We start from the raw sequence: 25725 nt of genomic DNA, 5'->3' as shown, positions 1-25725 counted from the left end.
GTTTCAAGTTTCAAGTTTTGTAGACCTGAAATTTGAAACCTGATATAAATTTATTGATTTAAATTATGCTTTTTTCTTTTTGTTTCTGTACCAATCAAAGCCAAACCAAGCAACAAGTGCAACTAAGAAATATTTGAAATAGGAGGTAGGTTGTCCGTCACCTCCTACGGTACAAAATAGTCGATCCCAACGGATTTTATCAATGGCTTTACTCCAAGGAATGTTAGGATCAATACTCCACCAGATAAAGACAGGTTTTCCTACCACATGATCCATTGGAACGAATCCCCAGTAACGACTATCTTCTGAGCGATGACGGTTGTCTCCCATCATCCAGTAGTAATCTTGTTGAAAAGTATAATTGGAAGACTCTTTGCCATTAATGTATATTTTTCCGCCCTTTTCTTCTAAGGTATTGCCTTCATAAACGGTAATAATTCTTTTATAAAAAGGGAGTGTTTCCTTGTTTAAAACAATTGTTTTATTGGCTTCAGGAATATAAATAGGACCAAAGTTGTCTAAAGACCATTTTTGGTTGTGAGGAAAAATAGATTTATCTATTTCTTTTGGAGCGGGTGTTAGGTTTTTAGTAACGGATTTTACGATGGGTATGTTTTTAATACGTGCTATGTTTTCATCCGTAACTGCTCCAAAGAAATACTCGTTTGGTTTATCAGTTGGGTAGATACCATCTGTTATTTTTAATTCTTCAATGAGTAAACTTGCATAAGAAGCTAAATCACTACCATCTGTTGTTATATAGTAAGAATATTGAGGTTTTGCTCTTTCGGGTAAAATTAATTTTTTATTATTAATATACACATATCCTTCTTTTATAGATAAGTTATCACCAGGTAGTCCTACACAACGTTTTACGTAGTTAGAGCGTTTGTCTTTTGGTTTATCTATGTGTCTTCCTGAACGATCAAAAAATTGATAGACAGTATCCGCTGGCCAGTTAAAACAAACAATATCATTGTGTTTTATTTTTTGTAATCCAGGGAATCGGAAAGAAGGTAATTGTGGCTTGCTTAAATAAGATTTTGCTTTTACGATCATCATACTATCATGAACCATTGGCATGGCTATGGCTGTAGAGGGGGTTCTAGCACCATAGTGAAATTTACTTACAAACAAAAAGTCACCTACTAATAATGATTTTTCTAATGATGAGGTAGGTATGTTAAAAGGTTGCATGATATAAGTATGTACTAATGTAGCTACTACGATAGCATACAGTAGAGAAGCAATGGTATCTCCTGATTTTGTGGTTGGAACTAAGCTTCGGTCTCTTTTGTATTCGACATCTAAAAAATAGTTGACGTAATAACTATAAAAACCGAGTGTTAGAACGGCCAATAGGGTGTCTTTTTCTTTATTTTGTCCAAAACTTCTTAAGGTTTCTACCCATATAACAATAAACATAATTAGGTTTATTACAGGTACAAAAAGTAAAGCTGTCCACCAAGTTGGACGATTAATGATTTTCATCAAAACGATAGCGTTATAAACAGGAATAAAAGCTTCCCATGATTTTCTACCTGCTTTTTGATAAAGTTTCCAAGTTCCTAGGCCATGAATTATTTGTATGACCAAGACAAAAATAAACCACTGTGTTGCTGTCATCTTTAATGTTAGAATTTATAATATTATAGAACTTTGTTCAGACTAAAATGCTGTTGTTGTAATTGAATTATTTTAAGGAAAGTACGTCTTTCATGGTAAACACTCCTTTTTTACCTATTAGCCATTCTGCGGCTACTATAGATCCTAAAGCAAAGCCTTCTCGATTGTGTGCAGTATGTTTTATTTCAATTTGATCTACTGTACTATCATAAAAAATGCGGTGTGTACCTGGTATGTTTTCTATTCTTTTGGCTTCTATATGAATTTGTGTATCGTTAGGAGGATTCATGGTCCAATTTTCATATTTTGAATTTTGTATGATTCCTTCCGCCAATGTAATAGCGGTACCGCTCGGAGCGTCTAATTTTTGCGTATGATGAATTTCTTCCATAGAAACTTTATATTGTTCTAGGTTGGCCATCATTTTAGCCAAATACGAGTTTAGTTCGAAGAAAATAGTAACTCCTAAGCTAAAATTAGATCCGTAAATAAAAGCTCCTTGTTTTTGGTGGCATAAATCAACCATTTTTTGGTATTCTTCTAACCAGCCTGTTGTACCACTTACTACGGGAATGTTTTTTTCAAAGCAAGTTGTAATATTTGTTACAGCGCTTGTTGGAACACTAAAGTCAATGGCTACATCTGCTTTTTCAAGTCCGTCAAAAGGATCTTGACTTGATTTTTTTAAGATAATTTCGTGACCTCGTTCTAAAGCAATTTTTTCAATTACTTTTCCCATTTTTCCGTATCCTAAAAGAGCTATTTTCATTGGTTAAAATTTAAAGTTTAGCGCAAGTCCTATGTTGTGCTGTGTATTAAAATCGTTAGTTTGTATTTCAGGGCGAATGGTTAATCCGTTGTTTACATTAAATTGTTGTAAATGAGCATCTACATTGGCATCTATTATGTTAAGTGCATAAAGAGCAATTGTAATGAGCAGGGATAAATCTCTATTTTTTTGATAGAATTGTTGTCCTTGAATTAACTTGTCGTCAGTTAAACGATTATATTCTGGATTTAAATCGGGATCTTTAGCTAATCGTTTGATGTATTCTGTTCGAAAACTATCATATTTTTTTTGATTCCAGAAATAAGCATAGACTCCTGTTCCTATTGCAGCATATACAATGGGGATTTTCCAATAGCTTTTGTTGTAGGCTTGTCCAGCCCCAGGGAGCAATGCTGAGTAAAAAGCGGCTTTAGCAGGGCGTAAAGGGTCTGTATTTTGTTTAGTTATAGTATCGTTAGCTATTAGTTTTATCTTATTTTGTGCATTTGCAGAAAAAAGACCTAAACTAAAGCTAACAATAACTATGTGTATCCAATATTTCACTAAGAGTTTATTAGTTTTAAAATTCTGTTAAAATCTTCTTCTGAATGAAAAGGAATCGTGATTTTTCCTTTTCCAGAACCCGCTACTTTAATATCTACTTTAGTTCCGAAGTAGTCATTGAATGATCTTTTTTCATCTAAGCCTATATCAAAGGCAGCCTCTGCTGTTTTGGTAGTTGGTTTGTCTAGTTCTCCATTATGGTAAGCTTTTACTAAAGCTTCTGTTTCGCGAACGGAAAGGTTTTGACTTACTATTTTTTGATATATAGAAGCCTGCGCATCATGATCTTCTATGGTAATGATGGCACGACCGTGTCCCATGGATATAAAACCGTCACGGATACCTGTTTGAATAATTGGATCTAGTTTTAATAAACGAAGATAATTAGCAACGGTAGAACGTTTTTTTCCTACTCGATCACTTACTTGTTCTTGGGTTAGTTGGATTTCATCCATCAAACGTTGATACGAAAGTGCAATTTCAATAGGATCTAAATCATGGCGTTGAATATTTTCTACTAACGCCATTGTTAGCGATTCGTTATCGTCTGCTAAGCGAATATAGGCAGGGACTGTTTTTAATCCTACAATTTTAGAAGCACGCAAACGACGTTCCCCTGAAATTAATTGATATTTGTTAAAATCAGTTTTTCGAACGGTAATCGGCTGAATAACCCCTAACTCTCTAATGGAAGTGGCTAGTTCTTGTAAGGCTTCTTCATTAAAATTAGTACGAGGTTGAAAAGGATTAATTTCAATAGATTCAATATCCACTTCAAGGATATTGCCTACTACTTTGTCTGCATTTTTATCGGTTGCTGATTTGATATCATTTTCTGGATCTTTCAGTATAGCCGATAATCCTCTTCCCATTGCTTGTTTTTTTGCCAATGCCATATAATCCTCCTAAACTTAATTGATTAACTATTCTTTTTGATAATTTCTGATGCTAAATCTAAGTAGTTTGTAGCGCCTTTGCTGGTAGCATCATAATTTATAATACTTTCACCAAAACTAGGTGCTTCACTTAATTTGATATTTCGTTGAATAACGGTATCAAATACCATATTGTTAAAGTGTTTTTGTACTTCTTCTACGACTTGATTAGATAGACGTAAGCGGGAATCATACATGGTCAGTAGAAGTCCTTCAATATCTAAATCAGGATTATGAATTTTTTGAACACTTTTGATGGTGTTTAATAATTTACCTAGTCCTTCCAAAGCAAAATATTCACATTGGATAGGAATTACTACTGAGTTAGCAGCAGTTAGTGCATTTAGTGTTAGCAAACCTAAAGAAGGAGCACAATCAATAATGATGTAGTCGTAGTTGTTAGAAACCGATTTTAATGCTTCTTTAAGCATATATTCGCGATTTTCTTTGTCTACTAATTCTATTTCAATTGCGACTAAGTCAATATGTGCAGGAATTACATCTACATTAGGAGCCGTACTGTTAATTAACGCTTCTGTAGGCGTACAGCTGTGCTCTAAAATTTGGTAGGTGCCTAGTTCTACTGACTCCACATCAATACCTAATCCAGAGGTAGCATTTGCCTGCGGATCAGCATCTATAAGTAATACTTTTTTCTCTAAAGCCCCTAAAGCGGCCGCTAAATTAATAGAAGTGGTTGTTTTACCCACACCACCTTTTTGATTAGCAATTGCTATGATTTTACCCATCTTGATTTTCGAAATTTTGAGCCGTAAAAATACAATTATTTATGGGTTTTGAAAATCTATTTTGTTAACAATTTAATAAATGATTTATAGCCAATTTAATAATGTGTTGTTTTATTGGTTCTGTTATATTTTTATAAGTTTTTCTGCTGCTTGAATTAATGTTTCGTCTGTTTTGGCAAAACAAAAACGAAGCATTTTTCGGTCTGTGTGATTATTGTAAAATACAGACATAGGAATGGCGGCTACGCCTTGTTTTTCAATTAATTCTTTTGCAAATGTTATATCATTTTCTTTTGAAATGGCTTCGTAATTTACAACTTGAAAATAAGTTCCGTCGCATGGCATCAGTTCAAAACGGCTGTTTTTTAATAATTCTTGAAATAAGTCTCTTTTTTTGAGGTACATATTCGAAACCTCATCAAAATGAACTACGTCTAGGTATTCCGCAATAGCAAATTGGGAAAAACTGTTGACGCTGAAGACTAAGAATTGATGTATTTTTTTAATTTCATTCATGATTGACTCAGGGGCTATTAAATAGCCAATTTTCCATCCGGTAACATGTAAGGATTTTCCAAAGGATGAAGCAATTATGGTGCGATGGATTAACTTTTTTCGAGTGTTGAATGAAATATGGGCTTGTTTGAAAGTAATGTATTCGTAAACTTCATCGCCTAAAATAAGGATTTGAGGATGTTTTTCTAATATGATTTCTAGTGATTCAAAATCTTTTTCGGTCCAAATTCTACCCGTTGGATTATGAGGATTGTTGATGATAATCATTTTAGTTTTAGGAGTGATAGCTCTTTCGATGGTGTTGAAATCTGGGGTATAGTCTAGATTTAAAGGAAGACGGATTGGTTTTCCGCCTGCTACTAGAACAGAAGGTTCATAACTATCATAACATGGGTCTAAAATGATTACTTCATCATTTGTAGATATTAACGCGTTGATTGTGCTGTATATGCCTTGTGTAGCACCAGCGGTAATAAGCATTTCAGTGTTGGAATCTACAGATCGGTGGTATTGAGTTTGGGTTTGTTTTGCAATTTTTTCCATTAAGGTAGGTAAACCTGCCATAGGAGTATATTGGTGGATGTTTTCTTTTATGAGTCGTTGACTTATTTCAATTAATCGTTTGTCTTCAGGGAAATTAGGGAATCCTTGTGATAGATTAAGGGCCTTTTTTTCATGTGCAAGTTTAGACATGGTGGCAAAAATGCTGGTTGTAATGTGTGGTAATTTAGACATGATTAGGAATAGTTGGTGTGTTGGGAGGAACAAAAATAAGAAAGTTTTAGCGTTTGTTATACGGATTGGTTTAGTAGGAGATTCGAAGATAAAAAAAGCGTCTTTTTAGAAGACGCTTTGTGATGTTATTTGGGTAAAATTTCGGTTAACGGTATGGCATCTGTACTGTTAGGTAGTGTTGTTTTTAGTTTTAGAGCTAGGGTAGGAGCAATTTGAGTAATGTCTTTTTTGTCAAAATTTTCCCCTTTTTTAATTCCCCAACCATAAAATAAGCAAGGTACGTGTGTATCATAGCTATAAGGTGAGCCATGAGAAGTTCCTGTGGTCTGGTATTGCATATAAGCGGGTTTGTCTACAATGATCAATTCTCCATTTTGAACTGGGTCATAACCTTTGGATACAAAGTTTAAATAATTATCGGCTACAGAACCTGCTATGATTTCATTTTCATCATATACTCTTTTAACATGTTTTTGTGTATATAAAAATTCCTTAACGGCATTTTTAACTTTGCTAAGTTCTAAACCTTTTTCTTTAATTTTTGCTTTGTCTAAGAATACATTAAAAGAATCGTATAGTACTAATAAGTTTTCTCCAAATTGTGTTTTTGTAAATTCAGCTATAGCGTGTTCTATATTCTTTTCGTTGGTGTCTTCTACATCATAGCGATTGTCTTTTAGGTGCATAACGTTTTCAGCACCTGCGTGATCTGCTGTTAAAAAAAGTAAGTAGTTATCTTTGCCTACGTTAAGATCTAAATACTGCAAAAAGCTTGCTAATGTTTGGTCTAAGCGTAAATATGTATCTTGTAATTCAATAGAACGTGGGCCATACATGTGACCAATATAATCAGTAGCAGAAAAACTAACGGTTAAAAAGTCAGTGTCTTCATCTTTTCCTAATTGTTCATTTTCTATTGTTTTTTGAGCAAAATCAGCTAAGAAATTATTTCCAAAAGGGGTTGTTCTTAAAATTCCTACATCTCCTGGTTTTGTTAGTTCCGAAAGGGAATAAGGAAAGAAAGCCTGTTTTTTATTTAGTTTTCCTTCGTATGGGTTGTCATCTGGTAAACTTTCATTGTAAGCTGTTTTATCTTTTAGTAAGTCCCAATTTTGGTTAACGTATTTTTCGTAATTTTTTTCATTGTTAAATTGGGTTACCCAAGAAGGTAATGATTTCCCATAAAATGTACTGGAAATAAAATTTCCAGTTTTACTAAACCAAAAAGCCCAGTCTGCAAAATGTCCAGCGGGCAAAATTGCCCCACGATCTTTAACGCTTACGCCAATTACTTTTCCTTTAAAATTGGTACTTAATTTTAGTTCGTCTGTAATGGTTGAGGCTTGTAAAATTTTGGGAGACATCTTACCTTCTTGTTCCGTTCCATTGCCTACTGTAGAAACATCGGTATCATCTGTACAGTATAGGTTTTTCCCTGTGGCTTTATTAAACCATTCATTGCCTACAATTCCGTGTATTGCTGGTGTGGTTCCTGTGTAGATAGAAGCGTGTCCAGGACCAGTAAAAGTAGGCATATAGTTATAGTGCATATTATGATAGGTGAAACCATCTCGTAATAAACGTTTGAATCCATTTTCTGAAAAGTCGCTATAAAAACGATTCAAATATTCCATTTTCATTTGATCTACAACTATACCTACAACTAGTTTAGGTCTTTTTACTTCGGCATTTATTTTAGGCGTTTGTGCGCTAACCGCTAAACTCAATACCGAAAAATATACTTTGAAAAAATTCTTCATTTTAAAAAAATTAGCTCACAAATTTAATTATAAATCTAGTGAATAAGGCGAAAGTGGTATGATTTTTTTGTCTTGTTTTTGAGATAGTATGCTTTTTGAATGAAATCTATGCTTGATGATTTGTATTTGACTTCTCCTCATTGAATTGATAATGAAGGTATTTTATTTTTTATTTGGACAGAGAAGTTATATGTAGTAGCTGAAATGACAGTTTTTTAACTTGTTTTTTTAGTGCTAGGAGGTTTAGTTTCATACTTGCTCCATTAAAGCAAACCGTTTGTTAAATTTTCTATTAAAAATTTTGAAGGTTATTAAAGGAGTATTAGTATAAAAATTCCTTAGGTAATTCTCTAATTTATGATTGATTTAATGTAGTTAAACCTATTTTTTATTATCTAATGATTTCTAAATCATTAGAATTTTGTGGTATATGAAACAAAATGGGATAATTGTATATTACAGATTTTCCATTTTCTTTTGTTTCGCCTTTTAGACAAGACTCTCCATCTTCATCTTCTAATCGTACTAGTCTTCCATCTCCATAAAATTTAATTATACATTTTGTAAATGGTAATATAGTTTCTTTTTCTTCTTGAAAACCGTTCAAACTTTTCTCCTGTTTTTCATATAAAGAAATAGCTTCTTCTAATGTTTTTCTTTTAGTCAGTAGAGCAAAATTTGTATTATTTTTTTGTTCAATAGCTTCTTTTATTTTATTATAAGCATCTTTTATAGTTTTGTCTATATTAGGTAATTGGTCTAATTTTTTTGAGTTTTTCCAACCAGATAATTGATATGGAACTTCCGCATTAAATTTAGTTTTAAACTCCCAATAGGGGATACCTTCTTTTGGAACTTCCATTTTGGGGATTATTAATATAATTTCTCTTTTATTATCAAACGTCCAAGCGTCACTTTTTTTATTTATTTCTAATGTGAAAGTATTTTCAGGAGCGATCATTTTTTTTCCTTTTATAGGTAATATTTTTATTGTTAAAATTTGCTCTCCTGTTTCTAATATTCCTGTGTTAATTGGATACTCTATATTGGTTCCTCCTGATTCTCCAAAAAATCTAAAAATAGGTAAATCATTAATTCTTATGTCAAAATTTACTCCAGAGCTTTTTACTTTTATATGGTAATAGGGTTTTTCTTTAAAGCTATCTATAATTGTATTTACTGACTTGTTCATAGTTTTATTAATATTTGTATTATCATTATTCTTTTTTTGACTACAGGTAAGTGTAGACATCATCAAAAAAATTATTAAATATTTTTTAATCATTGATATAGAATTTTTTATCAATACTTTCTGCTTTTCTTTCTTTAAGAACCACGTATTCTTCTTTTTTAGTTCTTTTAAACCCATTTACTTTAACGAACACAATTAAAATAATTTTAATACCAGAATGTCTAACTATTGGTTGAAAATAAAGACCTTTATAATCGTCCATACCTGTTGATAAACCTAATGAAAAATAACCATCAGATTGTGCTTTTGCTTCGAAATCTAAATCTACTTCGCTAAAAAAGGCATTTAATTTTCCAGTAGCTGTTGCTTGTAATATTAATTCAAAACCAAATTGTCCTTCGGCTTTTAAATTTCCATCTTTTTTTAAATGACTTAGTTCTATATTTCCTTCAATATTTAATTTACCATAAAATTTTAAGTCAAAACGTACTTCTGCATTTGAGGTATATGCTAATAAATCTAGAGCTGTAATCACGGCTTCTGATGCTGGATGTAGTTTTTTACCCCAAGCTATCAAATCAATAACAGCTTCAGCGCCTATTGCTGGTTCCGCTTTTGCAACTAATCCTAGGATTGGAGCTAATAGAGAATCTTCTCCTTTTTCTTTTCTTTCAAACTTGTATTCCCATCCTGCACCGATGGAAATTTGTGGTGATAAAACTTCAATAGTAAGTGGAGTTCTGCGAACTCTCTCCATTATACTTGGGTTCATTCCTGAAGTAGACAAGTCTTTATTTCTACCTGTAACGCTATCTACAAACTGTTTTGTTTTGATAAAAGAACCTATAAAAAGTTTTACTTTTTCTGAAAATTTTTGGTCTAATTTTGCTTCTTCTGAACCATTCCATTTAGCTTCAATAGACAAACCGAATGTGGTTTCTACTGTTCCATCAAAACCATCTATATCTGAGGCCTGTGCTTTGAGCACCGCATTTTCTACTCTATGTTGTCTCATTTGTACCCAAGTATCTCTATAATAAATAGGGTTTTTCATTCCATAATTAAGATGAAATTTCCAACTTACATCCGGATACACTTTTATTTTTGCAATCTGATTAGGATAACGACAGGTTGAAATGGGAAGAAAATAGGTTTGTTTTTATCGTATTAAAGAAAGTTTGTTTTCATTTTTTTTACGATGAAATAATGCTTGTTCGTATATTATATTATCTTCTTCATTGTCTGAGAAAAATTTTAAGGCCACGGGTTCAAAAGGAATATTTACTCCAACTACTCTACCATTACCATAAAAATTTAGATTATACTTTTCAATACTGGCTCTTTTAATCATTCCTTTAAATTTTGGAATTAGTGAAACTTTTCTGTTTTCTATTTCTAAAGAAGATAAATAAAATGAGTTACATAATTCAGGATACCTTTCTGATATTTTAAGTTTATATTTTTCTATATCTGAAGTTTTAAAAATATGATATAGTTCATCATAAAAGATATCAATTTGTTTTATTAAATCTTCTTTTTTTTCATCCAAAATATACATTGAATCAATCCATCCTCTATGAGAATAAGGAACATGAGCATCAAATTCATCAAGAATTGTATAATATTGAATATTTTCTTTTTGTTTTGAAAAATATACAGGATCAAAATTTAAAAGGGATATTTTTGATTTTGAAGTATCAAATCTATCTCTTACAGTTATTTGGAGTTCTATAAATGCTTTATTATTTATTATTATTTCCTTTTCAAAAGGAAAAACTTTTAATAAAAAAGATTGTTTTCCTGAATGTAAGATATTAGTATTTATTGGCCAATTTACAGCCATTCCTCCTTTATTAAAATTTGAGAAACAAGGGATATCATTAACTTTTAAAGCTATTGCACACTCTCTGGAATTTATGGAAATTTCGTAAATTGGATTATTGAAATTATGTTGCATATTAACTTATTTTTTTAGTAAATTTTCTAGATCAATATTATTTAACGACATAAAACTAATAATATCGTTATCCTTCTGGGGATATTTATAAATATTATATACAATGGAACAATCTTGATCATTACAAGATTTTGTTATATAAACAAGTTTATTTTCCAATTGTCCAATGAACATATCATCTATAAATTTTTTTTTCACAATTTTTTTTTCGTTAATTCCATATTTTCTTCTTACTTTTTCTAAAAAATTATCTACAGTGTTCTTATTTGTATTTATCATTTGATGAATTCTTACTAAATTATTTTTATCATCAAGATAAAATTCAGTATTACCTTCTTCAATATTAAAATATTTAAATAATTTTTTATCTTGTGCTATTGACTTAACCCTAAATACTCTCATTTTTCTCCCATTTATTTCTTTTAGAATTTCAACGTGAGGGATTTTTGAAAATAATGTATCTATATTTTCTGTAAAGGTTACCTTATCTATATCAAAAATCCCATATTTTAAACCTATATATTTTTCGTTTTGTTGACTTTGACAGTTTGATAAGAGAAATAAGAAAAATATTAAAAAAAAATTATTGAATGTAAATTTCATATTCTTGTTTTATTATGTTATAAGATTCTTCTTTTAAAGTTTTTTTTGTTATTGCTCTAATTATTAAACTATTTGGATAGTTATCATTATTGATATAATTAATTAGTACTATTTTATCAGGAAAATCAAACTTTAAAATTTTTTCATTTCCAGGGAAACTTTGAAAAATTTTTTTTGATTCATATTCATTTAATTTTTTTGACAGATATTTTCTATGGAATGTGATATATTTATTGATATTGTTTTCAATATCTTCAACGCTTTTGGCTTGCAAAGAATATGCGTATATTTTTTTACTCGAATCTAAATAAATCGCATAATCTTTATTAGCTATTATTTTTTCATTAAAAAAACAAATACAAGTAGAAGTATCTCGTATTTTATAGAGATATCCACGTATATCATTTTTATTTATTAACCATTCTTTATTTTTTCTAAAGTAAATGCCATAAAAACCTGTGTCTAATCTAAAAATTTTATTCAACTCATTTTTATTTTTAAAAGTAATAGAGTTTAAATCAAATTTATTTTTACATATTGTTTTTCTTTCTTGGTCTTTACAGGGATAAAAACTAGTTAGGATAAAAACTATGAATATTAAATTAATTTTCATCAATATACGTTTTAGGGTTGTCAAATAATGTTTTTTCATCAAATAATTTAAATTTATCACTTTTTACAGATGAACCTGTGATTTTAGAGGTCACTAATTCATAGCAACTAATCGTAATTTCAGCAGAATTCCATACGCCTTTTGATTTTTCATATTGTTTATCTTCATCATAACCATAAGATTTTGTAAAAGTAAAAGTTGTGCTTAAATCTCCTTCTACTTTCCATTTTTCTTCTTCATGCTCTGGATATGTTTTATTATTTTTTGTTACAGCAGGAATAATGACAACATCTTCACTTTTACATCCTGCTTTTATGCTTATTGGTACTTCTATTATTATTTCCTGTTCAGTATTTTTATTCTTATCAAAGCGATCAATCCTATTATATGATAATTTAAAATCAAATTTTACCGCTAAACCTGTTTCAAATGTTATATAAATTTCAGATTTTGTTAAATATTGAATTTTTTCAATAATCCATAATATTATTTTTGTTATTAGATTAGTATTTCCCAACACTTGAACTAAGTCTACACTAATTGTTATTCCTATAAAAGGATCTGCACGAAATCCTCCTTTATAAATAGGAACAATTTTTTTATTACTTGCTTCTCCAAATTTTTTACTCAAAGCAAAACCTATATTTGGAGGATCAATAGCAAAATCAATTTTTATAACTTTCTTACTTATTGCGCTACTTTCATTAGGATTTGTACCTTCTGGATTCAATATTTCAAGAATTTCTTTACTGATATTAAACGTAGAAACAAGTAAATCAACAGATTTTTGTATTCCTTCAAAACCTAATGAATATTCTTCTTCATTTATAACAGATTTCCCCATAATAGACCAACCAATATTGGATGATTTAGTAATTCCTATCTGTAAATCATCTTTTAGATATTTAAACCCAAAATTTTTATGATAGCCATTCATTCTACTTCTTGAGTATTTTATATTTCCTGAATACCCTGTACCTATAGTGATTAAAAAAGCAATTTCCCTTTCAATATCCGGATACACTTTTATTTTTGTAATCTGATTAGGATAAGGACTTTATCATACATATACATAAGGATGAGACTGTCCAAAATGGTCGATGACAAGATTGCGAACTTTTTGGACAGCCTCATTTTTTTTAAATTTATAATCTGTTCTTTATTGTCATTTAGTATATCAAATTTTGTGTTTTATTAATTGTTTGTTGTCGTTGTGATTTTTAGGTGATTTTTTTTAAATAAATTAAAGATTATTTGAGTTTGTAAAGTTTTACGTAAGAATTGATAAGTTTTTCTTTTAGTGCTTTATTCATTAAAGCAAACCGTTTGTTAAATTTTCTATTAAAAATTTTGAAGGTTATTAAAGGAGTATTAGTATAAAAATTCATTAGGTAATTCTCTAATCTATGATTGATTTAATGTAGTTATACCATTTAAACTTTGAATTTTCTTTTTAAAAATAGTACATCTATAAAAGCAACAAAAATTAGCGCTGGTTCTCGATGCGCTTCGCGCTCGAACTAACGATGATTTCAATTATATAACTCAACCGTCTGTTCGAGTTGTTTAAAAAAAGCGTATTGAGAACTTTACTTTTTAATCCAGTATATTTTAAGCTTAAATGGTATTAAACCTATTTTTTATTATCTAATGATTTGTAAATCATTAGAATTTTGTGGTATATGAAACAAAATGGGAAAACTGATTATTTCTTCTTTTTGTTTTCCATCATTCGTTTTATGTATGATTTTTGTTCTTAAAGCAGAATCTTTATCTTTAATTTTTTCCAAGGTTACTAATCGTCCATCTCCATAAAAAGTAATTTTTACATTATCCAAAGGCTGTATTTCTGCATCTTTTTCTGTAAAAGCTTTTTTATCATAATTTTCTCCTTCAATTACATCATTAGGTTTTAAATAAAATGATATATTCATTTCGATATCTTTTTGATTTTTCATTTTGGCAAAAGCCGAATAATTTTTATCTATCAAGAGCTTTTGTAGTTCTTTGTATTTATTAATGACTTTTTGTTCTATATTGGGGATTTTGGTTAAATCTTTAGAATTTGACCAGCCTTCAAATTGATACGGAACTACTGCTTCAAATTCTATTTCTTTTTCAAAATAAGGTAAGCCTTTTTCGGGTAAAAGAATAGTAGGTAATTTAAATACAACTATTTCGTTTAAGTTGTTTTCATTCCAAGCATCTTTTCTGTAGGAAATGTTAAGATTAAAAGGGGAAATATTTTTATGTGAAACCTTAATATTTTCTTTTCCGACATTCGGATATAATTTTATTTTGAGTTTTTGTTTTCCACTTTTTAAAATACAAGAATTTATTGGAGCTGATGATGTAACTCCTCCTTGTATACCTATTTTACTAAATACTGGAATATCATTTATTAGTATTTCAAATTGACAACCACTATTACCATTTTCAAAATCAACACTATAATAAGGACGTAATGAGAAAGAATTTACTTTTTTTTCTATTTCTGCGATCATTTTATTTTCTGTTTTATTGTTTTTATTTTGTGAACATCCATAGCTAAAGCAGCATATTGAAAACAATAATATATTTATATTTTTTCTATTCATTGATATAATATTTTTTATCTAAATCAAATTTGTTTTCTTTTATAATTACGAATTCTTCTGTAGTTAATCTTTTAGTACTTCCGAATTTTGCCTCAAAAGTTAGTATTATTTTAATACCAGAATGTCTAACTATTGGTTGAAAATAAAGACCTTTATAATCGTCCATACCTGCTGATAAACCTAATGAAAAATAACCTTTACCTTCTGCTTTAGCTTCAAAATCATAATCAACATCATAAAACACAGTTTTTACTTTTCCCGTAGTTTTAGCTTGTAATATTAATTCAAAACCAAATTGTCCTTCGGCTTTTAAATTTCCATCTTTTTTTAAATGACTTAGTTCTATATTTCCTTCAATATTTAATTTACCATAAAATTTTAAGTCAAAACGTACTTCTGCATTTGAGGTATATGCTAATAAATCTAGAGCTGTAATCACGGCTTCTGATGCTGGATGTAGTTTTTTACCCCAAGCTATCAAATCAATAACAGCTTCAGCGCCTATTGCTGGTTCCGCTTTTGCAACTAATCCTAGGATTGGAGCTAATAGAGAATCTTCTCCTTTTTCTTTTCTTTCAAACTTGTATTCCCATCCTGCACCGATGGAAATTTGTGGTGATAAAACTTCAATAGTAAGTGGAGTTCTGCGAACTCTCTCCATTATACTTGGGTTCATTCCTGAAGTAGACAAGTCTTTATTTCTACCTGTAACGCTATCTACAAACTGTTTTGTTTTGATAAAAGAACCTATAAAAAGTTTTACTTTTTCTGAAAATTTTTGGTCTAATTTTGCTTCTTCTGAACCATTCCATTTAGCTTCAATAGACAAACCGAATGTGGTTTCTACTGTTCCATCAAAACCATCTATATCTGAGGCTTGTGCTTTGAGCACCGCATTTTCTACTCTATGTTGTCTCATTTGTACCCAAGTATCTCTATAATAAATAGGGTTTTTCATTCCATAATTAAGATGAAATTTCCAACTTACATCCGGATACACTTTTATTTTTGCAATCTGATTAGGATAACGACAGGTTGAAATGGGAAGAAAATAGGTTTGCGCCAAATCCTCTTTTAGGATAAAATAATTAAATAACCATAGTGTATTCAGTGCTTCTTTTTCTAACGGATTTAAATGGTTTTGTTTACTTTCTAAGGCTGTTTTATTATACATATACTTAGGCATGATAAGTATCTTATCATTTCCTTCAAATTTATAATCTATTCCTTCTTGCCAACCTTGAGTCTCCGATGGATTATAACTATTGTCAGTTCTTATTACGTCATAATCTTTTTTATTTTGTTGGGTAATAGGAGTCTTTGCCTTTTTGAGTTGTTCTAAATGAGTGTCGTCTTTTTTTTCAGGGTATATTGATTTCTTGTTTTTATCTTTTGATTTTTGAGCCGTATATACTTTGTCTACCTGAAAAACATTTTTGGACTCATTGTGTTTTTGTCCTGATTCTAAAAGTAATCCTTGACAAAATACCTCCTTTGTTGTAAGTTGATCTATGGTAATAGAAATGTTTTTTCTTTCGTCTCCTGTTATAATTCCAAAAACTTTTGTCGTTCGGTCTATCGGGTTAGTTGTGTCTTCTTCATCAAAAAGAACAAGTGCTTGTTTTTCTGGATCATCATCGTCTTTTATAGTAATTTTAGAATATCCGCAAGGATCGTATTCTCTTCTATTGTATTCAATATCTCCAATGTATTGAACCATATTGCTTTTTTGGACTTCTTGTCGGGCTAAAATTTCGCTCATAAAGTCTTTTTGTACTCGGATTCTGCTTGAAATAGAGTTTTCGGTATTATCTACATCTTTAATTAATAGGGTTGTAGAATCGTATTGATAGAGGTTATGTGTAGGGTCTGATAAAAAGTTTCTAAATTTTTGAATGATATAAAGGGGTTTTCCTATAAAGCTGTAGTCTTTTTTGTAGACAAGGGCTATTATAGAAAATTGTTTTTCTTTCAAATCGCCTTTTCTCCAATTTTCGTAATCTAGTAATATGGTGTATTTTCCAAAAGAGTTTACGCCGTTTTCTTTTTTATCTATTTCAGGCATAGGATTTTCACCACTTGACCAAACGCTTGCTTGTTGTATGGTTGATAAATCAAGGGGTTCTCCTTCTTGGGCGGTTAGGTTTTGGTTGCTGGGGGTGTTTTCTACTATAAATACTTGTGAGTAGAGGGGGGTGTTTTTTTCGGAGCATAAGTTATGGTAGTGTACAGATAGGTTGGCGGATTGCCCATATTGCCAGTTTTTTTCGCTGTTTTCAAAATACGCAAAATTTATTTGTGGGCTTGATACGGGAATTATAAAAAATGTAAATCCTTCTTCGGGTTGGTCTGTAAAAACAATAACTTTTTGTATGTGTCCATAGTAGTACATAGATTTGCTATTGCCTAATAATTTAACGGTTAGGCGGTCTCCTTTTTTATAGGATTTGTTCATTCCTTTGTATTTTATAAGGGAATCGCCTTCGTTTAAAGCCCATAATTTAGGCGGAATGTCTTGTTCTTTTTTACAGGCATCTAAAAAAGCAGATTGATACACAACAGCCCACTTGATATTAGAAGCCATTTTGTGGTCTTCAAAGCACGAGGCATCTAAATAAAATTGAGCGTTGTTGGTAAAAGCTGTGTCAATAATGATGACATCGTTTTTTTTAATTTTTTTTCGATCTTCTTCTATCTTTTTTAGGGTGTGAGCATCTATAGGCTCTTTTTTGCGTCTGTAAATTACTATTTCATCTCGATCAAATTTACAACGAATGATTTTAGCCATAATTATTCTATTATCATGTGGTTGTAAGGCTCTTTTTTCTCGAAGTTGCTCATGTTGATTACCGGTAGTATATGAGCTAGTAATTCAGGATCTGCATTTTTTAAATTTTGTTTTGTGGGTTCGGCAGTTTGTCCGCCTTTAAGAATAGTTATGCAGTCTTTTCCTCCAATAGGGCAGGTGGCTTTGCTTTCTTTTGTAAGAGGATGGCCTTTAGAGGAACCGTAGGTTACTTTTTTATAATAATGATGCCATTCAGTAACACTTGCGTTACAAGGGTTGTTGTTTGTTTTTTTGCAAGAGCCAAAGGTGTTTTTTTCAAAAGTAGCGCCTATGTCTTTATGAGTGGCTGCTAACTTGCTTTTGCCTTCATGATCGTTAAGATAGTATTTGTTTTGAGTCAAAACTTTTAGAGTATCAGGAGTTGTACCAAAATTGCATTTGCACAAGGCTCCTTGTACTAACATTTCTTGTAGTGCCATGGTTTAGTTTGTTTGTTTGTTTGTTTGTTAAAAATAATCAATTATTTGATAATTCAAATGCTTTTAATCGGTATTTTCTATGTTTTTTATGTTTTATAAAAGAAGAAAAATACAAAAAAGCTTTTTGATAAACTTCCTCTTTAGTATTGGTAAAAAGGGTGTAAGTATCATTTTTTTCATCATAATATTTACAGCCTCTTTCATAACTTCCTAAGTCATAGCCCTCTTCTTTTATTATGGCAAAGTTTAGTTTGTCACGATCCGTATACATCCATTTGTTTCTTTTTTCATCTACAAAACTTACAGCGTATCCATTACTATAACTTTCTGAAAAAGAAACCAAGTTATCTTTATTAATGATTTTTACACAATATCCTAAAAAATTTAGACTTGCCTCAGTATACAAAACCAGTATAGGGTTTTGATAACGGTATTCACATATCGGACTAAATAGATCAATAGGAGGTCCTTGATAAATCATTTTTGGAAAAATAATAGGTATATCAACCGTGGTTCTTATAAATTTAGTAAAATAAAAAAACGCTAGATGAAAAATTTCCTCCGCAGTTTGAGTATGCTTGATTGTTTTGTTATTCCCATAAAGAGTACTTCCTGAAAGAATAGATAATTCAAAATCATATTCTTTATAAAAATATTTTACAGACATATTGCCTGTATAGATCCATTCATTCTCCCTTTCATCTCTAAACGATAGTACGTTCTGAATAGGATTATAAGTAAATCGAGTAAATTCTTGAATATGACGTATTTGATATTCGTCAGGATAAGACGATTTTTTGATACATATATCGTAATCATAGTTCAAAAAGACGGACATATTTTTTAATATCTGAATAGTATTCATTGCGTATGTTTTAATTTAACCAGATTATGCGCTAGGCTTTGTGATGAAGATAAAAAGAGCAAAGAAGGTAAAAAGGCACTGAAATTTTTTACCACAACTATAGTTTTACTATATTGAGGAAAACAAAAAGGAGTATTTTCTTAGATTCAAAGTCATTTTTTATATCTGTAACAAATTTCTAACGAGTAATTTGGGTTTAAGGGAAAATTATTTCCAAAAATCCCAAAATCTTTTTTTATTTTTTTTCTCTTTGTATATTCTGTATTGTTCTTCTTCAAAAAGGATCCATTCTTGACGAGTATAATTTTTTCCTTGATAAGTCTTATAAATTTCGGTGTCTTCTCCTTCGTTTTCATCTACTAAAAAAGGACTTTTGAAGGATAGGGGCGTTTTTTTATTATTTTGAGTTTCTTGTTGATACTGCGTAAATTGAATCCGCTGTATGTGTGTTTCTATTCCGTCAGCATTTTTTGAATAAATTTCAAAATAAGCTCTTGTATGTACCGTAAAAAGATGGTATACATCTAAATGAAAATATACATTAAGCCTCATATAAACTTTATTTTCTAAAATAGATGCTTTTTTCTTAAAGGAGGAAATAAAGTAGGGGTGTGCTGGCATCTCGTCTGATTCAAAATGAATTTCTACACCATGATAATCCGTAATTTCAGTATGTATTCTTTGTTTTCCGCTGAACTGTATAGGATGTTCGTAAGGAACAACAGGAAGAAACAAAAAGGTTTGTACTGTATGCTCTTTTCCGTAATCAATGTATTTAGGATGAAATAACAGACTCCAGAGCCAATCATTTGTCATACTTTTTTCAAAAACTCTTCTATTTTCAAGATTTTTTTCAAAAACCTCGTAAAAAGATTGCATAATTTTAGACGTATATTTTTGAGTAGCCTTTGCTTTATTTCTATGCCATCGACCGTTTACAATCTGATTAAAATTACTAATTCCCAAACAAGCCCCCGTTTCATCCATTCTTACCTGAAGAGGATAAATGGTGGTGCATAGCTCATCGGCTATCATTTCATTGATGAAATCAGGCTCATGCTGGTTAAACCAAATGTTTTTTTTGTATAGATCTAATAACCAAAAGTCTGTGTGATTACGAGTAATGATAATTTCAGCAGCATAATCCATCTGTTTGCTAGGAAAAGTGTTTTCCTCATCAAAATATTTTAGAGATATTATATACTTTCTAGGTTTTATCCCTCCTAAATTCATTTGGAGCGTGTTATTGTCTAAAGGAATCGTATTTTGCATAGCAATTGTATTTTATGAATATCAAGACACGTGATGTAAAAATATAACAAAAAATATATTTTACAGTTAATAGGTTTTTTAAATTTGATATTTTTATAAAATAATGTATTTAAACTATAAAATAGAACAAATTTTTACATGCTATTGGTGGGCTAAAAATAGATAGTTTATTTGTGGGAAATTATTAAGAGCTTAAAAATAAGAGGGTGTCTGAAAAGGTAAGACGGAACGTTTAGTCTGTCACTTCCATAATAAGAGAAGGCAGATTATTAGCGTTATGTGATTTGCTTCGTCTATTCATTTGGTTCGAGCCATCTTGATTGAAATGACAAGATTGGGACCTTTTCGGACAGCCTCTAGAAAATGTATTATAGATAAAAATGATTTTCAATCTACAATAAATCAGTATTCTTTTACTCTTATTATAAAATCTAATGCTTAATAGAAACCTAAGTAAGATTTATTTTTTTATGACCATTAGACTCTCCTTTTTTTATAGATTAGAAGAAACGGTGCTGTATTTTTTTTGAATTACTTGTGCGTGGTGTATATTATGTCCAACGACCATAAAACCTAGTGATCGAGCAGTCAAGATAATTGGGTTTGTGACTCCTTTGAAATCTAACATTTCTTCTGTCATACTTTTATAGAGACTAATGGTAGCATTTCTTACGTTTATATAGTCTTCTCGTAAATCACTTACTTTATAATTTACTGATTTGAGATTTTGGATGTATTTGTTTTGATCAAAGCCTGTTAGTTCTGTAGCATCAAATCGGGAAAAGCGCAATGCTCTATAAGTAAGTATTCTTTCAGCATCTATGATATGAATAAGAACTTCCTTTGTAGTCCATTTATCTGGAGCATAAGCAAAATTTTCTATTTCAGGAGTTATGCTATCTATTAAGGCAAGGGTGAAATTTTTGCTTTTCTCTAATTCTTCCACTAAATGATCGGATTCTATAAGATCAAAAAAAGAATGAAAATAAGCAGGTGCGTTTTCGTAAATAAACGGATTGTTCATAATATGATTTTAGTTTTAAAGATTATTTAAATGATAAGGTTAAAAAAAGAGGATCTGCATTCCTAAAAGTAGGCGGTTGCTCAATGATGGAAGCCATTCTTTTTTTGTTGATTTTAAGGGTTATGTCAGCTTCGCTTGTAAATAATAAAACAGACATAAAAGGGTGTTGTATATAAGGAATCGTCTCGTTTTCTAGTTCCGTTAGGTCAACTATTTTTTCAATTTCTTGAAGACCTTCTTTGTATATTTTGTGCGTAATCAATAGTTTTAATTGGTTTTCAACCAAAGTAACTTTAACGTATATGTTTTGTAGTTCGGGTTTTCCAATCGTTTTAGCTAAAGTAAGTTTGGCAAAGGTTTTGTTCGCAATGCTTTCTTTTACCAAGTTAAAAAAAAGAGTATAAGTTTCATTGTATGGTATCATGATTTGATATTTTGAAAATTCTGGAGATATAGATTTTTTTTAACAAGCCTCTACAATAGTAGGCCTCTTTGTTAAAAAGAAATAAAAATTATTTAGTAAAGATAATTAATCGGTTTATAATATCGAAATCCGAAAAGCCAAAGGATTCTGCAATCCAACGAATTGTTTCTTTTTGATACATAAAAACATGAGTGTGGTCATTTTTATAATACCATTTGTTGAACTCTATAGAAGGATCGTATAAATGAGTCATACAATATAGTTTTCCTTTTGGAATTAAAAGATGATGTAGTAGTTCAAATTCTTTATTAGGATAGTGAAAATGTTCAATCACTTCACAAGAAGCTATATAATGATATCGTTTGTTTAGTAAATCTGTCGTATTATGAAAATAAGGATCGTATTGTAGGATTTGATATTGATTATCTTTTAATACTTTAGATATTGCAGAGTTGGTTCCAGCCCCAAAATCCAGTCCCGAATCTTCTTTTGTAAAGTCTTTTAAAACAGCAGAAGTTATGGGGGAAACAAAATGAAGGTAACCTTTGTCTTCTACATCATTATTATGGAAACGATAATGTTTTTTTTCATTTTCAGAACTCATATACTGAGAAGGATCTAAAAAAATTCCTTTGCAACTTGTACATTCGTAATAGAGTCTTGATTGGTAGTTGTTGAATAAAAAACTCGTTTGTTTGCAAAGGGGACAATTAGGATGCATTATTTATTGGTTTAAAAAAAATGAGTATTGCTTGCTGTTCTGAAAAAACAAAATCAAATATAAAAAATCCCTAATTACTTTTGTAATTAGGGAAGTTTGTATAGGTATTTGTTCTGATATCAGAGGGTGTGTTTATTTTTGAACCAAAACCCATTCACCAGAAGCTAATAATAATTCAGCTTTTTTATACTTCATGGTTTCTGTTTGACCACTCATGATGTGTTTGATGGTCACTTCATCGTTACGGTTGATTTTGGGTTGATCACGAACAATAGTTTCAGTAACTGTATTTTGTTGAGGAGCATTTGCGTTTTGTATTATTTCGCGATGGCGCTCAGCCTGCTCTTCCATATTTAATACTTCTTCTTTGCTTTCTATATAATGATCTTGGTGTAATTCTTCTACAGCTTCTTGGATTTGTGTATTTTGTTTTGGCAAATCTGCTTTAAATAAGAATGAAATAACCTCTTTGTTGATTCCTTCTAACATACTTTTAAATAAGTTAAAAGATTCAAATTTGTAAATCAATAAAGGATCTTTTTGTTCGTGAACAGCTAATTGAACGGATTGTTTTAATTCATCCATTCTACGTAGGTGTTTTTTCCAAGCTTCGTCTACAATAGCTAACGTAATGCTTTTTTCGAAATCAGCAATTAGTTGTTTTCCTTGTGTTTTGTACGCTTTAATTAAATCTGTTACAACGTTCATTCCTTTTATTCCATCTGTAAAAGGAACTACAATACGTTCAAAATGGTTTTCAGGATCTTCGAATACATTTCTTATGATAGGAAAAGCTTCGTTTGCATCGCGATTGTTTTTGTTTTGATAATATTCGCTAGCTGTTTTGTAAATGATGCCTGTTATTTTTGTTTCATTTGAGCTTATAAATTCGGCCTCTGTAATGGGAGAGGGGATAGATAAATAGCGAATAAGTTCAAATTCAAAATTTTTGAAATCTTTTGTTAACTTATTTTTTTCGACAATAGAATCACACACATCGTAAATCATGTTGGCAATATCCAGTTTCAAACGCTCTCCATGTAAGGCGTGACGACGACGTTTGTACACTACCTCGCGTTGTGCATTCATAACATCGTCATATTCTAACAAACGTTTACGAACCCCAAAGTTGTTTTCTTCTACTTTTTTCTGTGCTCTTTCTATAGATTTGGTCATCATTGAATGTTGAATGACTTCACCTTCTTTTAAGCCCATTCGGTCCATGATTTTTGCTACACGATCAGAACCGAATAAACGCATTAAGTTGTCTTCTAAAGATACGTAGAATTGAGAACTACCTACATCTCCCTGACGACCTGCACGACCGCGTAACTGACGGTCTACACGACGTGAGTCATGACGTTCAGTACCAATAATCGCTAAACCACCTGCTGCTTTTACTTCATCACTTAGTTTAATATCAGTACCACGACCTGCCATGTTGGTAGCAATGGTTACTACGCCTGGTTTACCTGCTTCTGCTACAATTTGTGCTTCTTGTTTGTGCATTTTAGCATTTAATACATTGTGCTGAATACCTTTCATTTTAAGCATACGGCTTAATAATTCAGATATTTCAACAGAAGTAGTACCAATTAGTACAGGACGACCTTGGGCTACTAATTCTTGTACATCATTTGCCACGGCATTAAACTTTTCGCGAACAGAACGATAAATTAAATCCTCTTTGTCTTGACGAGCAATGGGTCTATTGGTAGGAATTTCAACTACGTCTAATTTGTAAATTTCCCAAAATTCGCCTGCTTCTGTAACTGCCGTACCCGTCATACCTCCTAATTTATTATACATACGGAAGTAGTTTTGTAGGGTAACGGTAGCGTAGGTTTGTGTAGCTTCTTTAATACGAACGTTTTCTTTTGCTTCAATGGCTTGATGTAATCCATCTGAATAACGACGACCGTCCATAATACGACCTGTTTGTTCGTCTACAATTAAAATTTCACCATCCATGATCACATATTCTGTATCTTTTTCGAATAAAGTATATGCTTTTAATAATTGGGTTAAGGTATGGATGCGTTCACTTTTTACTGAAAAATCAGCAAATAAAGCTTCTTTTTTTTCTGCTTCTTCTTCTTTAGAAAGATTGGCTTTTTCTATAATTGCAATTTCGGTTCCTATATCCGGTAATACAAAGAAAGTATCATCGGTATTTTTGGATAATTCTTTAATACCTCCTTCGGTTAGTTCAACTTGGTTGTTTTTTTCTTCGATAACAAAGTATAATGCTTCATCTACTTGAGGCATTTTACGGTTGTTATCCGCCATGTATTCATTTTCTGTTTTTTGAAGTAATTGTTTGGTTCCTTCTTCTGATAAGAATTTAATTAAGGCTTTGTTTTTAGGCAAGGCACGATGTGCTCTTAATAAGTTTAATCCCGCTTCTTTAGTATTGCCTTCTTTGAAAAGACGTTTTGCCTCAGCTAAAAATCCGTTTGCTAGTTGACGTTGGATGGCAACTAGATTGTCAATAAAAGGTTTTAACTCGTTAAATTCGTGGCGGTCTCCATCTACCACTTGACCAGAAATGATTAGAGGAGTACGAGCATCGTCTATCAGAACGGAGTCTACCTCATCTACAATAGCAAAATTATGTTTGCGTTGTACTAAATCATCGGGCGTATGTGCCATGTTATCACGTAAGTAATCAAAACCAAATTCGTTATTGGTACCATACGTAATATCTGCTTCATAAGCTTTACGACGCGCTTCGGTATTGGGTTGGTGATTATCAATACAATCTACGGTTAATCCATGGAATTCAAATAAGGGTGCTTTCCAGGTACTATCCCGTTTTGCTAAATAATCGTTAACAGTTACGAGGTGAACACCATTTCCTGTTAAAGCATTTAAGTATAATGGAAGTGTTGCTACTAACGTTTTACCTTCACCTGTTTGCATTTCGGCAATCTTTCCTTGATGTAACACCACACCACCAATCATCTGTACATCGTAGTGAATCATGTCCCAAGTAACGGTTTTACCTGCTGCTTCCCAAGAGTTAGCCCACAGAGCATCATCTCCCTCAATAGTAACATAGGTCTTATTAGCAGATAATTCGTGGTCTTTTGGAGTTGCTTTTACACGAATTTGAGTGTTTTCTTTAAAACGACGCGCAGTTTCTCTTACAACAGCAAAGGCTTCTGCTAAGATGTCGTTTAACACCTTTTCAGAAAGTTCATAAGCTTCTTTTTCTAATTTATCAATTTCAGTATAAACATCTTCTCTAGCATCTATATCTTGAATGTTTTCTACTTCGGACTTTAATTGAATAATTTTAGTGTCTTTTTCAGCACGAGCTTGTTTGATTTTTTCTTTAAATTCAAAAGTTTTAGCGCGCAATTCATCATTTGTTAATGAACTTAATGGTTCCTCAAAAGATCTAATTTTATTAATTATGGGCTGAATGGCTTTGATGTCTTTCTGTGACTTATCGCCCACAAAAACTTTTAATATGTTGTTAATGAAACTCATACGTTTTGTTTTAAAATGTCTGTAAAAATACCAAAAAAAAA

22 protein-coding genes are annotated in these 25725 nt (G+C 31.1%); all 22 read right to left on the bottom strand.

The window, feature by feature from the left end; genetic code table 11:
- Positions 1-63: 63 nt before the first annotated feature.
- Positions 64-1626 carry a signal peptidase I gene (lepB, locus tag HUE53_RS01240; protein WP_014166511.1) on the bottom strand — a complete coding sequence of 521 codons (1563 nt, stop codon included), beginning with the start codon at positions 1624-1626 and terminating at the stop codon, positions 64-66.
- 67 nt (positions 1627-1693) lie between these two features.
- Positions 1694-2395 carry a 4-hydroxy-tetrahydrodipicolinate reductase gene (gene dapB / locus HUE53_RS01235; RefSeq protein ID WP_014166510.1) on the bottom strand — a complete coding sequence of 234 codons (702 nt, stop codon included), beginning with the start codon at positions 2393-2395 and terminating at the stop codon, positions 1694-1696.
- Positions 2396-2398: 3 nt separating this feature from the next.
- A complete protein-coding gene (locus tag HUE53_RS01230; RefSeq protein ID WP_014166509.1) occupies positions 2399-2959 on the bottom strand; it encodes a DUF5683 domain-containing protein in 561 nt (186 codons plus the stop codon).
- Positions 2959-3855: a ParB/RepB/Spo0J family partition protein gene (locus HUE53_RS01225; protein ID WP_065213217.1), complete on the bottom strand. Its 897-nt coding sequence runs from the start codon at positions 3853-3855 to the stop codon at positions 2959-2961. The genes HUE53_RS01230 and HUE53_RS01225 overlap by 1 nt, the downstream gene beginning before the upstream one ends.
- 23 nt (positions 3856-3878) lie before the next feature.
- Positions 3879-4643, bottom strand: coding sequence for a ParA family protein (locus HUE53_RS01220; RefSeq protein ID WP_014166507.1), 765 nt, complete (start codon positions 4641-4643; stop codon positions 3879-3881).
- Positions 4644-4766: 123 nt separating this feature from the next.
- Positions 4767-5894, bottom strand: coding sequence for a methionine aminotransferase (locus HUE53_RS01215; RefSeq protein ID WP_041253287.1), 1128 nt, complete (start codon positions 5892-5894; stop codon positions 4767-4769).
- A gap of 125 nt (positions 5895-6019) precedes the next feature.
- Complete coding sequence (gene pafA / locus HUE53_RS01210; protein ID WP_065213218.1) at positions 6020-7654, bottom strand: alkaline phosphatase PafA; 1635 nt, start codon at positions 7652-7654, stop codon at positions 6020-6022.
- Positions 7655-8045: 391 nt separating this feature from the next.
- Positions 8046-8846: a hypothetical protein gene (locus HUE53_RS01205; protein ID WP_123906721.1), complete on the bottom strand. Its 801-nt coding sequence runs from the start codon at positions 8844-8846 to the stop codon at positions 8046-8048.
- A gap of 85 nt (positions 8847-8931) precedes the next feature.
- Positions 8932-9942 (bottom strand): hypothetical protein, encoded by a 1011-nt coding sequence (locus tag HUE53_RS01200; protein WP_192188619.1) that lies wholly within the window; start codon positions 9940-9942, stop codon positions 8932-8934.
- Between the two features lie 63 nt (positions 9943-10005).
- Complete coding sequence (locus tag HUE53_RS01195; RefSeq protein WP_192188618.1) at positions 10006-10803, bottom strand: hypothetical protein; 798 nt, start codon at positions 10801-10803, stop codon at positions 10006-10008.
- A 6-nt stretch (positions 10804-10809) separates the two neighbouring features.
- Positions 10810-11406, bottom strand: coding sequence for a hypothetical protein (locus tag HUE53_RS01190; protein WP_192188617.1), 597 nt, complete (start codon positions 11404-11406; stop codon positions 10810-10812).
- The gene (locus HUE53_RS01185; RefSeq protein WP_065213224.1) at positions 11387-12019 is read right to left on the bottom strand and encodes a hypothetical protein; all 633 of its coding nucleotides are present in this window, start codon (positions 12017-12019) and stop codon (positions 11387-11389) included. Before HUE53_RS01185 ends, HUE53_RS01190 begins: the two co-directional genes overlap by 20 nt.
- Positions 12009-13043 carry a hypothetical protein gene (locus tag HUE53_RS01180; protein ID WP_097609764.1) on the bottom strand — a complete coding sequence of 345 codons (1035 nt, stop codon included), beginning with the start codon at positions 13041-13043 and terminating at the stop codon, positions 12009-12011. The genes HUE53_RS01185 and HUE53_RS01180 overlap by 11 nt, the downstream gene beginning before the upstream one ends.
- Positions 13044-13662: 619 nt before the next feature.
- Positions 13663-14523 carry a hypothetical protein gene (locus HUE53_RS01175; RefSeq protein ID WP_123906722.1) on the bottom strand — a complete coding sequence of 287 codons (861 nt, stop codon included), beginning with the start codon at positions 14521-14523 and terminating at the stop codon, positions 13663-13665.
- Positions 14524-14608: 85 nt separating this feature from the next.
- Entirely contained in the window at positions 14609-17404 is a 2796-nt protein-coding gene (locus HUE53_RS01170) for a hypothetical protein (protein ID WP_192188616.1), read from the bottom strand.
- Between the two features lie 2 nt (positions 17405-17406).
- A complete protein-coding gene (locus HUE53_RS01165) occupies positions 17407-17883 on the bottom strand; it encodes a DUF4280 domain-containing protein (protein ID WP_192188615.1) in 477 nt (158 codons plus the stop codon).
- 37 nt (positions 17884-17920) lie between these two features.
- A complete protein-coding gene (locus HUE53_RS01160; RefSeq protein ID WP_077225707.1) occupies positions 17921-18748 on the bottom strand; it encodes a hypothetical protein in 828 nt (275 codons plus the stop codon).
- A gap of 207 nt (positions 18749-18955) precedes the next feature.
- A complete protein-coding gene (locus HUE53_RS01155; RefSeq protein ID WP_014166500.1) occupies positions 18956-20020 on the bottom strand; it encodes a hypothetical protein in 1065 nt (354 codons plus the stop codon).
- A 493-nt stretch (positions 20021-20513) separates the two neighbouring features.
- The gene (locus HUE53_RS01150; protein WP_014166499.1) at positions 20514-21044 is read right to left on the bottom strand and encodes a DinB family protein; all 531 of its coding nucleotides are present in this window, start codon (positions 21042-21044) and stop codon (positions 20514-20516) included.
- A 22-nt stretch (positions 21045-21066) separates the two neighbouring features.
- The gene (locus HUE53_RS01145; protein WP_014166498.1) at positions 21067-21468 is read right to left on the bottom strand and encodes a hypothetical protein; all 402 of its coding nucleotides are present in this window, start codon (positions 21466-21468) and stop codon (positions 21067-21069) included.
- A gap of 88 nt (positions 21469-21556) precedes the next feature.
- On the bottom strand, positions 21557-22189 hold the full coding sequence (locus HUE53_RS01140; RefSeq protein ID WP_192188614.1) for a class I SAM-dependent methyltransferase: 633 nt from the start codon (positions 22187-22189) through the stop codon (positions 21557-21559).
- A 132-nt stretch (positions 22190-22321) separates the two neighbouring features.
- Complete coding sequence (gene secA / locus HUE53_RS01135) at positions 22322-25684, bottom strand: preprotein translocase subunit SecA (protein ID WP_192188613.1); 3363 nt, start codon at positions 25682-25684, stop codon at positions 22322-22324.
- Between the last annotated feature and the right edge of the window lie 41 nt (positions 25685-25725).

Source organism: Flavobacterium columnare, from assembly GCF_014844295.1.
GTDB lineage: Bacteria > Bacteroidota > Bacteroidia > Flavobacteriales > Flavobacteriaceae > Flavobacterium > Flavobacterium columnare.
The sequence above is the reverse complement of the archived record's forward strand: the minus strand, read 5'-3'. Positions and strand labels throughout refer to the sequence as shown.

Coding starts and splice junctions, on each gene's coding strand:
- HUE53_RS01205 (WP_123906721.1), bottom strand. CDS start 8,846: ATGAACAAGTCAGTAAATACAATTATAGATAGCTTTAAAGAAAAACCC.
- HUE53_RS01150 (WP_014166499.1), bottom strand. CDS start 21,044: ATGAACAATCCGTTTATTTACGAAAACGCACCTGCTTATTTTCATTCT.
- HUE53_RS01175 (WP_123906722.1), bottom strand. CDS start 14,523: ATGATCGCAGAAATAGAAAAAAAAGTAAATTCTTTCTCATTACGTCCT.
- HUE53_RS01185 (WP_065213224.1), bottom strand. CDS start 12,019: ATGAAAATTAATTTAATATTCATAGTTTTTATCCTAACTAGTTTTTAT.
- HUE53_RS01145 (WP_014166498.1), bottom strand. CDS start 21,468: ATGATACCATACAATGAAACTTATACTCTTTTTTTTAACTTGGTAAAA.
- HUE53_RS01215 (WP_041253287.1), bottom strand. CDS start 5,894: ATGTCTAAATTACCACACATTACAACCAGCATTTTTGCCACCATGTCT.
- HUE53_RS01140 (WP_192188614.1), bottom strand. CDS start 22,189: ATGCATCCTAATTGTCCCCTTTGCAAACAAACGAGTTTTTTATTCAAC.
- dapB (WP_014166510.1), bottom strand. CDS start 2,395: ATGAAAATAGCTCTTTTAGGATACGGAAAAATGGGAAAAGTAATTGAA.
- HUE53_RS01190 (WP_192188617.1), bottom strand. CDS start 11,406: ATGAAATTTACATTCAATAATTTTTTTTTAATATTTTTCTTATTTCTC.
- HUE53_RS01160 (WP_077225707.1), bottom strand. CDS start 18,748: ATGAATACTATTCAGATATTAAAAAATATGTCCGTCTTTTTGAACTAT.
- HUE53_RS01170 (WP_192188616.1), bottom strand. CDS start 17,404: ATGGCTAAAATCATTCGTTGTAAATTTGATCGAGATGAAATAGTAATT.
- HUE53_RS01225 (WP_065213217.1), bottom strand. CDS start 3,855: ATGGCATTGGCAAAAAAACAAGCAATGGGAAGAGGATTATCGGCTATA.
- lepB (WP_014166511.1), bottom strand. CDS start 1,626: ATGACAGCAACACAGTGGTTTATTTTTGTCTTGGTCATACAAATAATT.
- HUE53_RS01195 (WP_192188618.1), bottom strand. CDS start 10,803: ATGCAACATAATTTCAATAATCCAATTTACGAAATTTCCATAAATTCC.
- HUE53_RS01220 (WP_014166507.1), bottom strand. CDS start 4,643: ATGGGTAAAATCATAGCAATTGCTAATCAAAAAGGTGGTGTGGGTAAA.
- HUE53_RS01155 (WP_014166500.1), bottom strand. CDS start 20,020: ATGCAAAATACGATTCCTTTAGACAATAACACGCTCCAAATGAATTTA.
- secA (WP_192188613.1), bottom strand. CDS start 25,684: ATGAGTTTCATTAACAACATATTAAAAGTTTTTGTGGGCGATAAGTCA.
- HUE53_RS01165 (WP_192188615.1), bottom strand. CDS start 17,883: ATGGCACTACAAGAAATGTTAGTACAAGGAGCCTTGTGCAAATGCAAT.
- pafA (WP_065213218.1), bottom strand. CDS start 7,654: ATGAAGAATTTTTTCAAAGTATATTTTTCGGTATTGAGTTTAGCGGTT.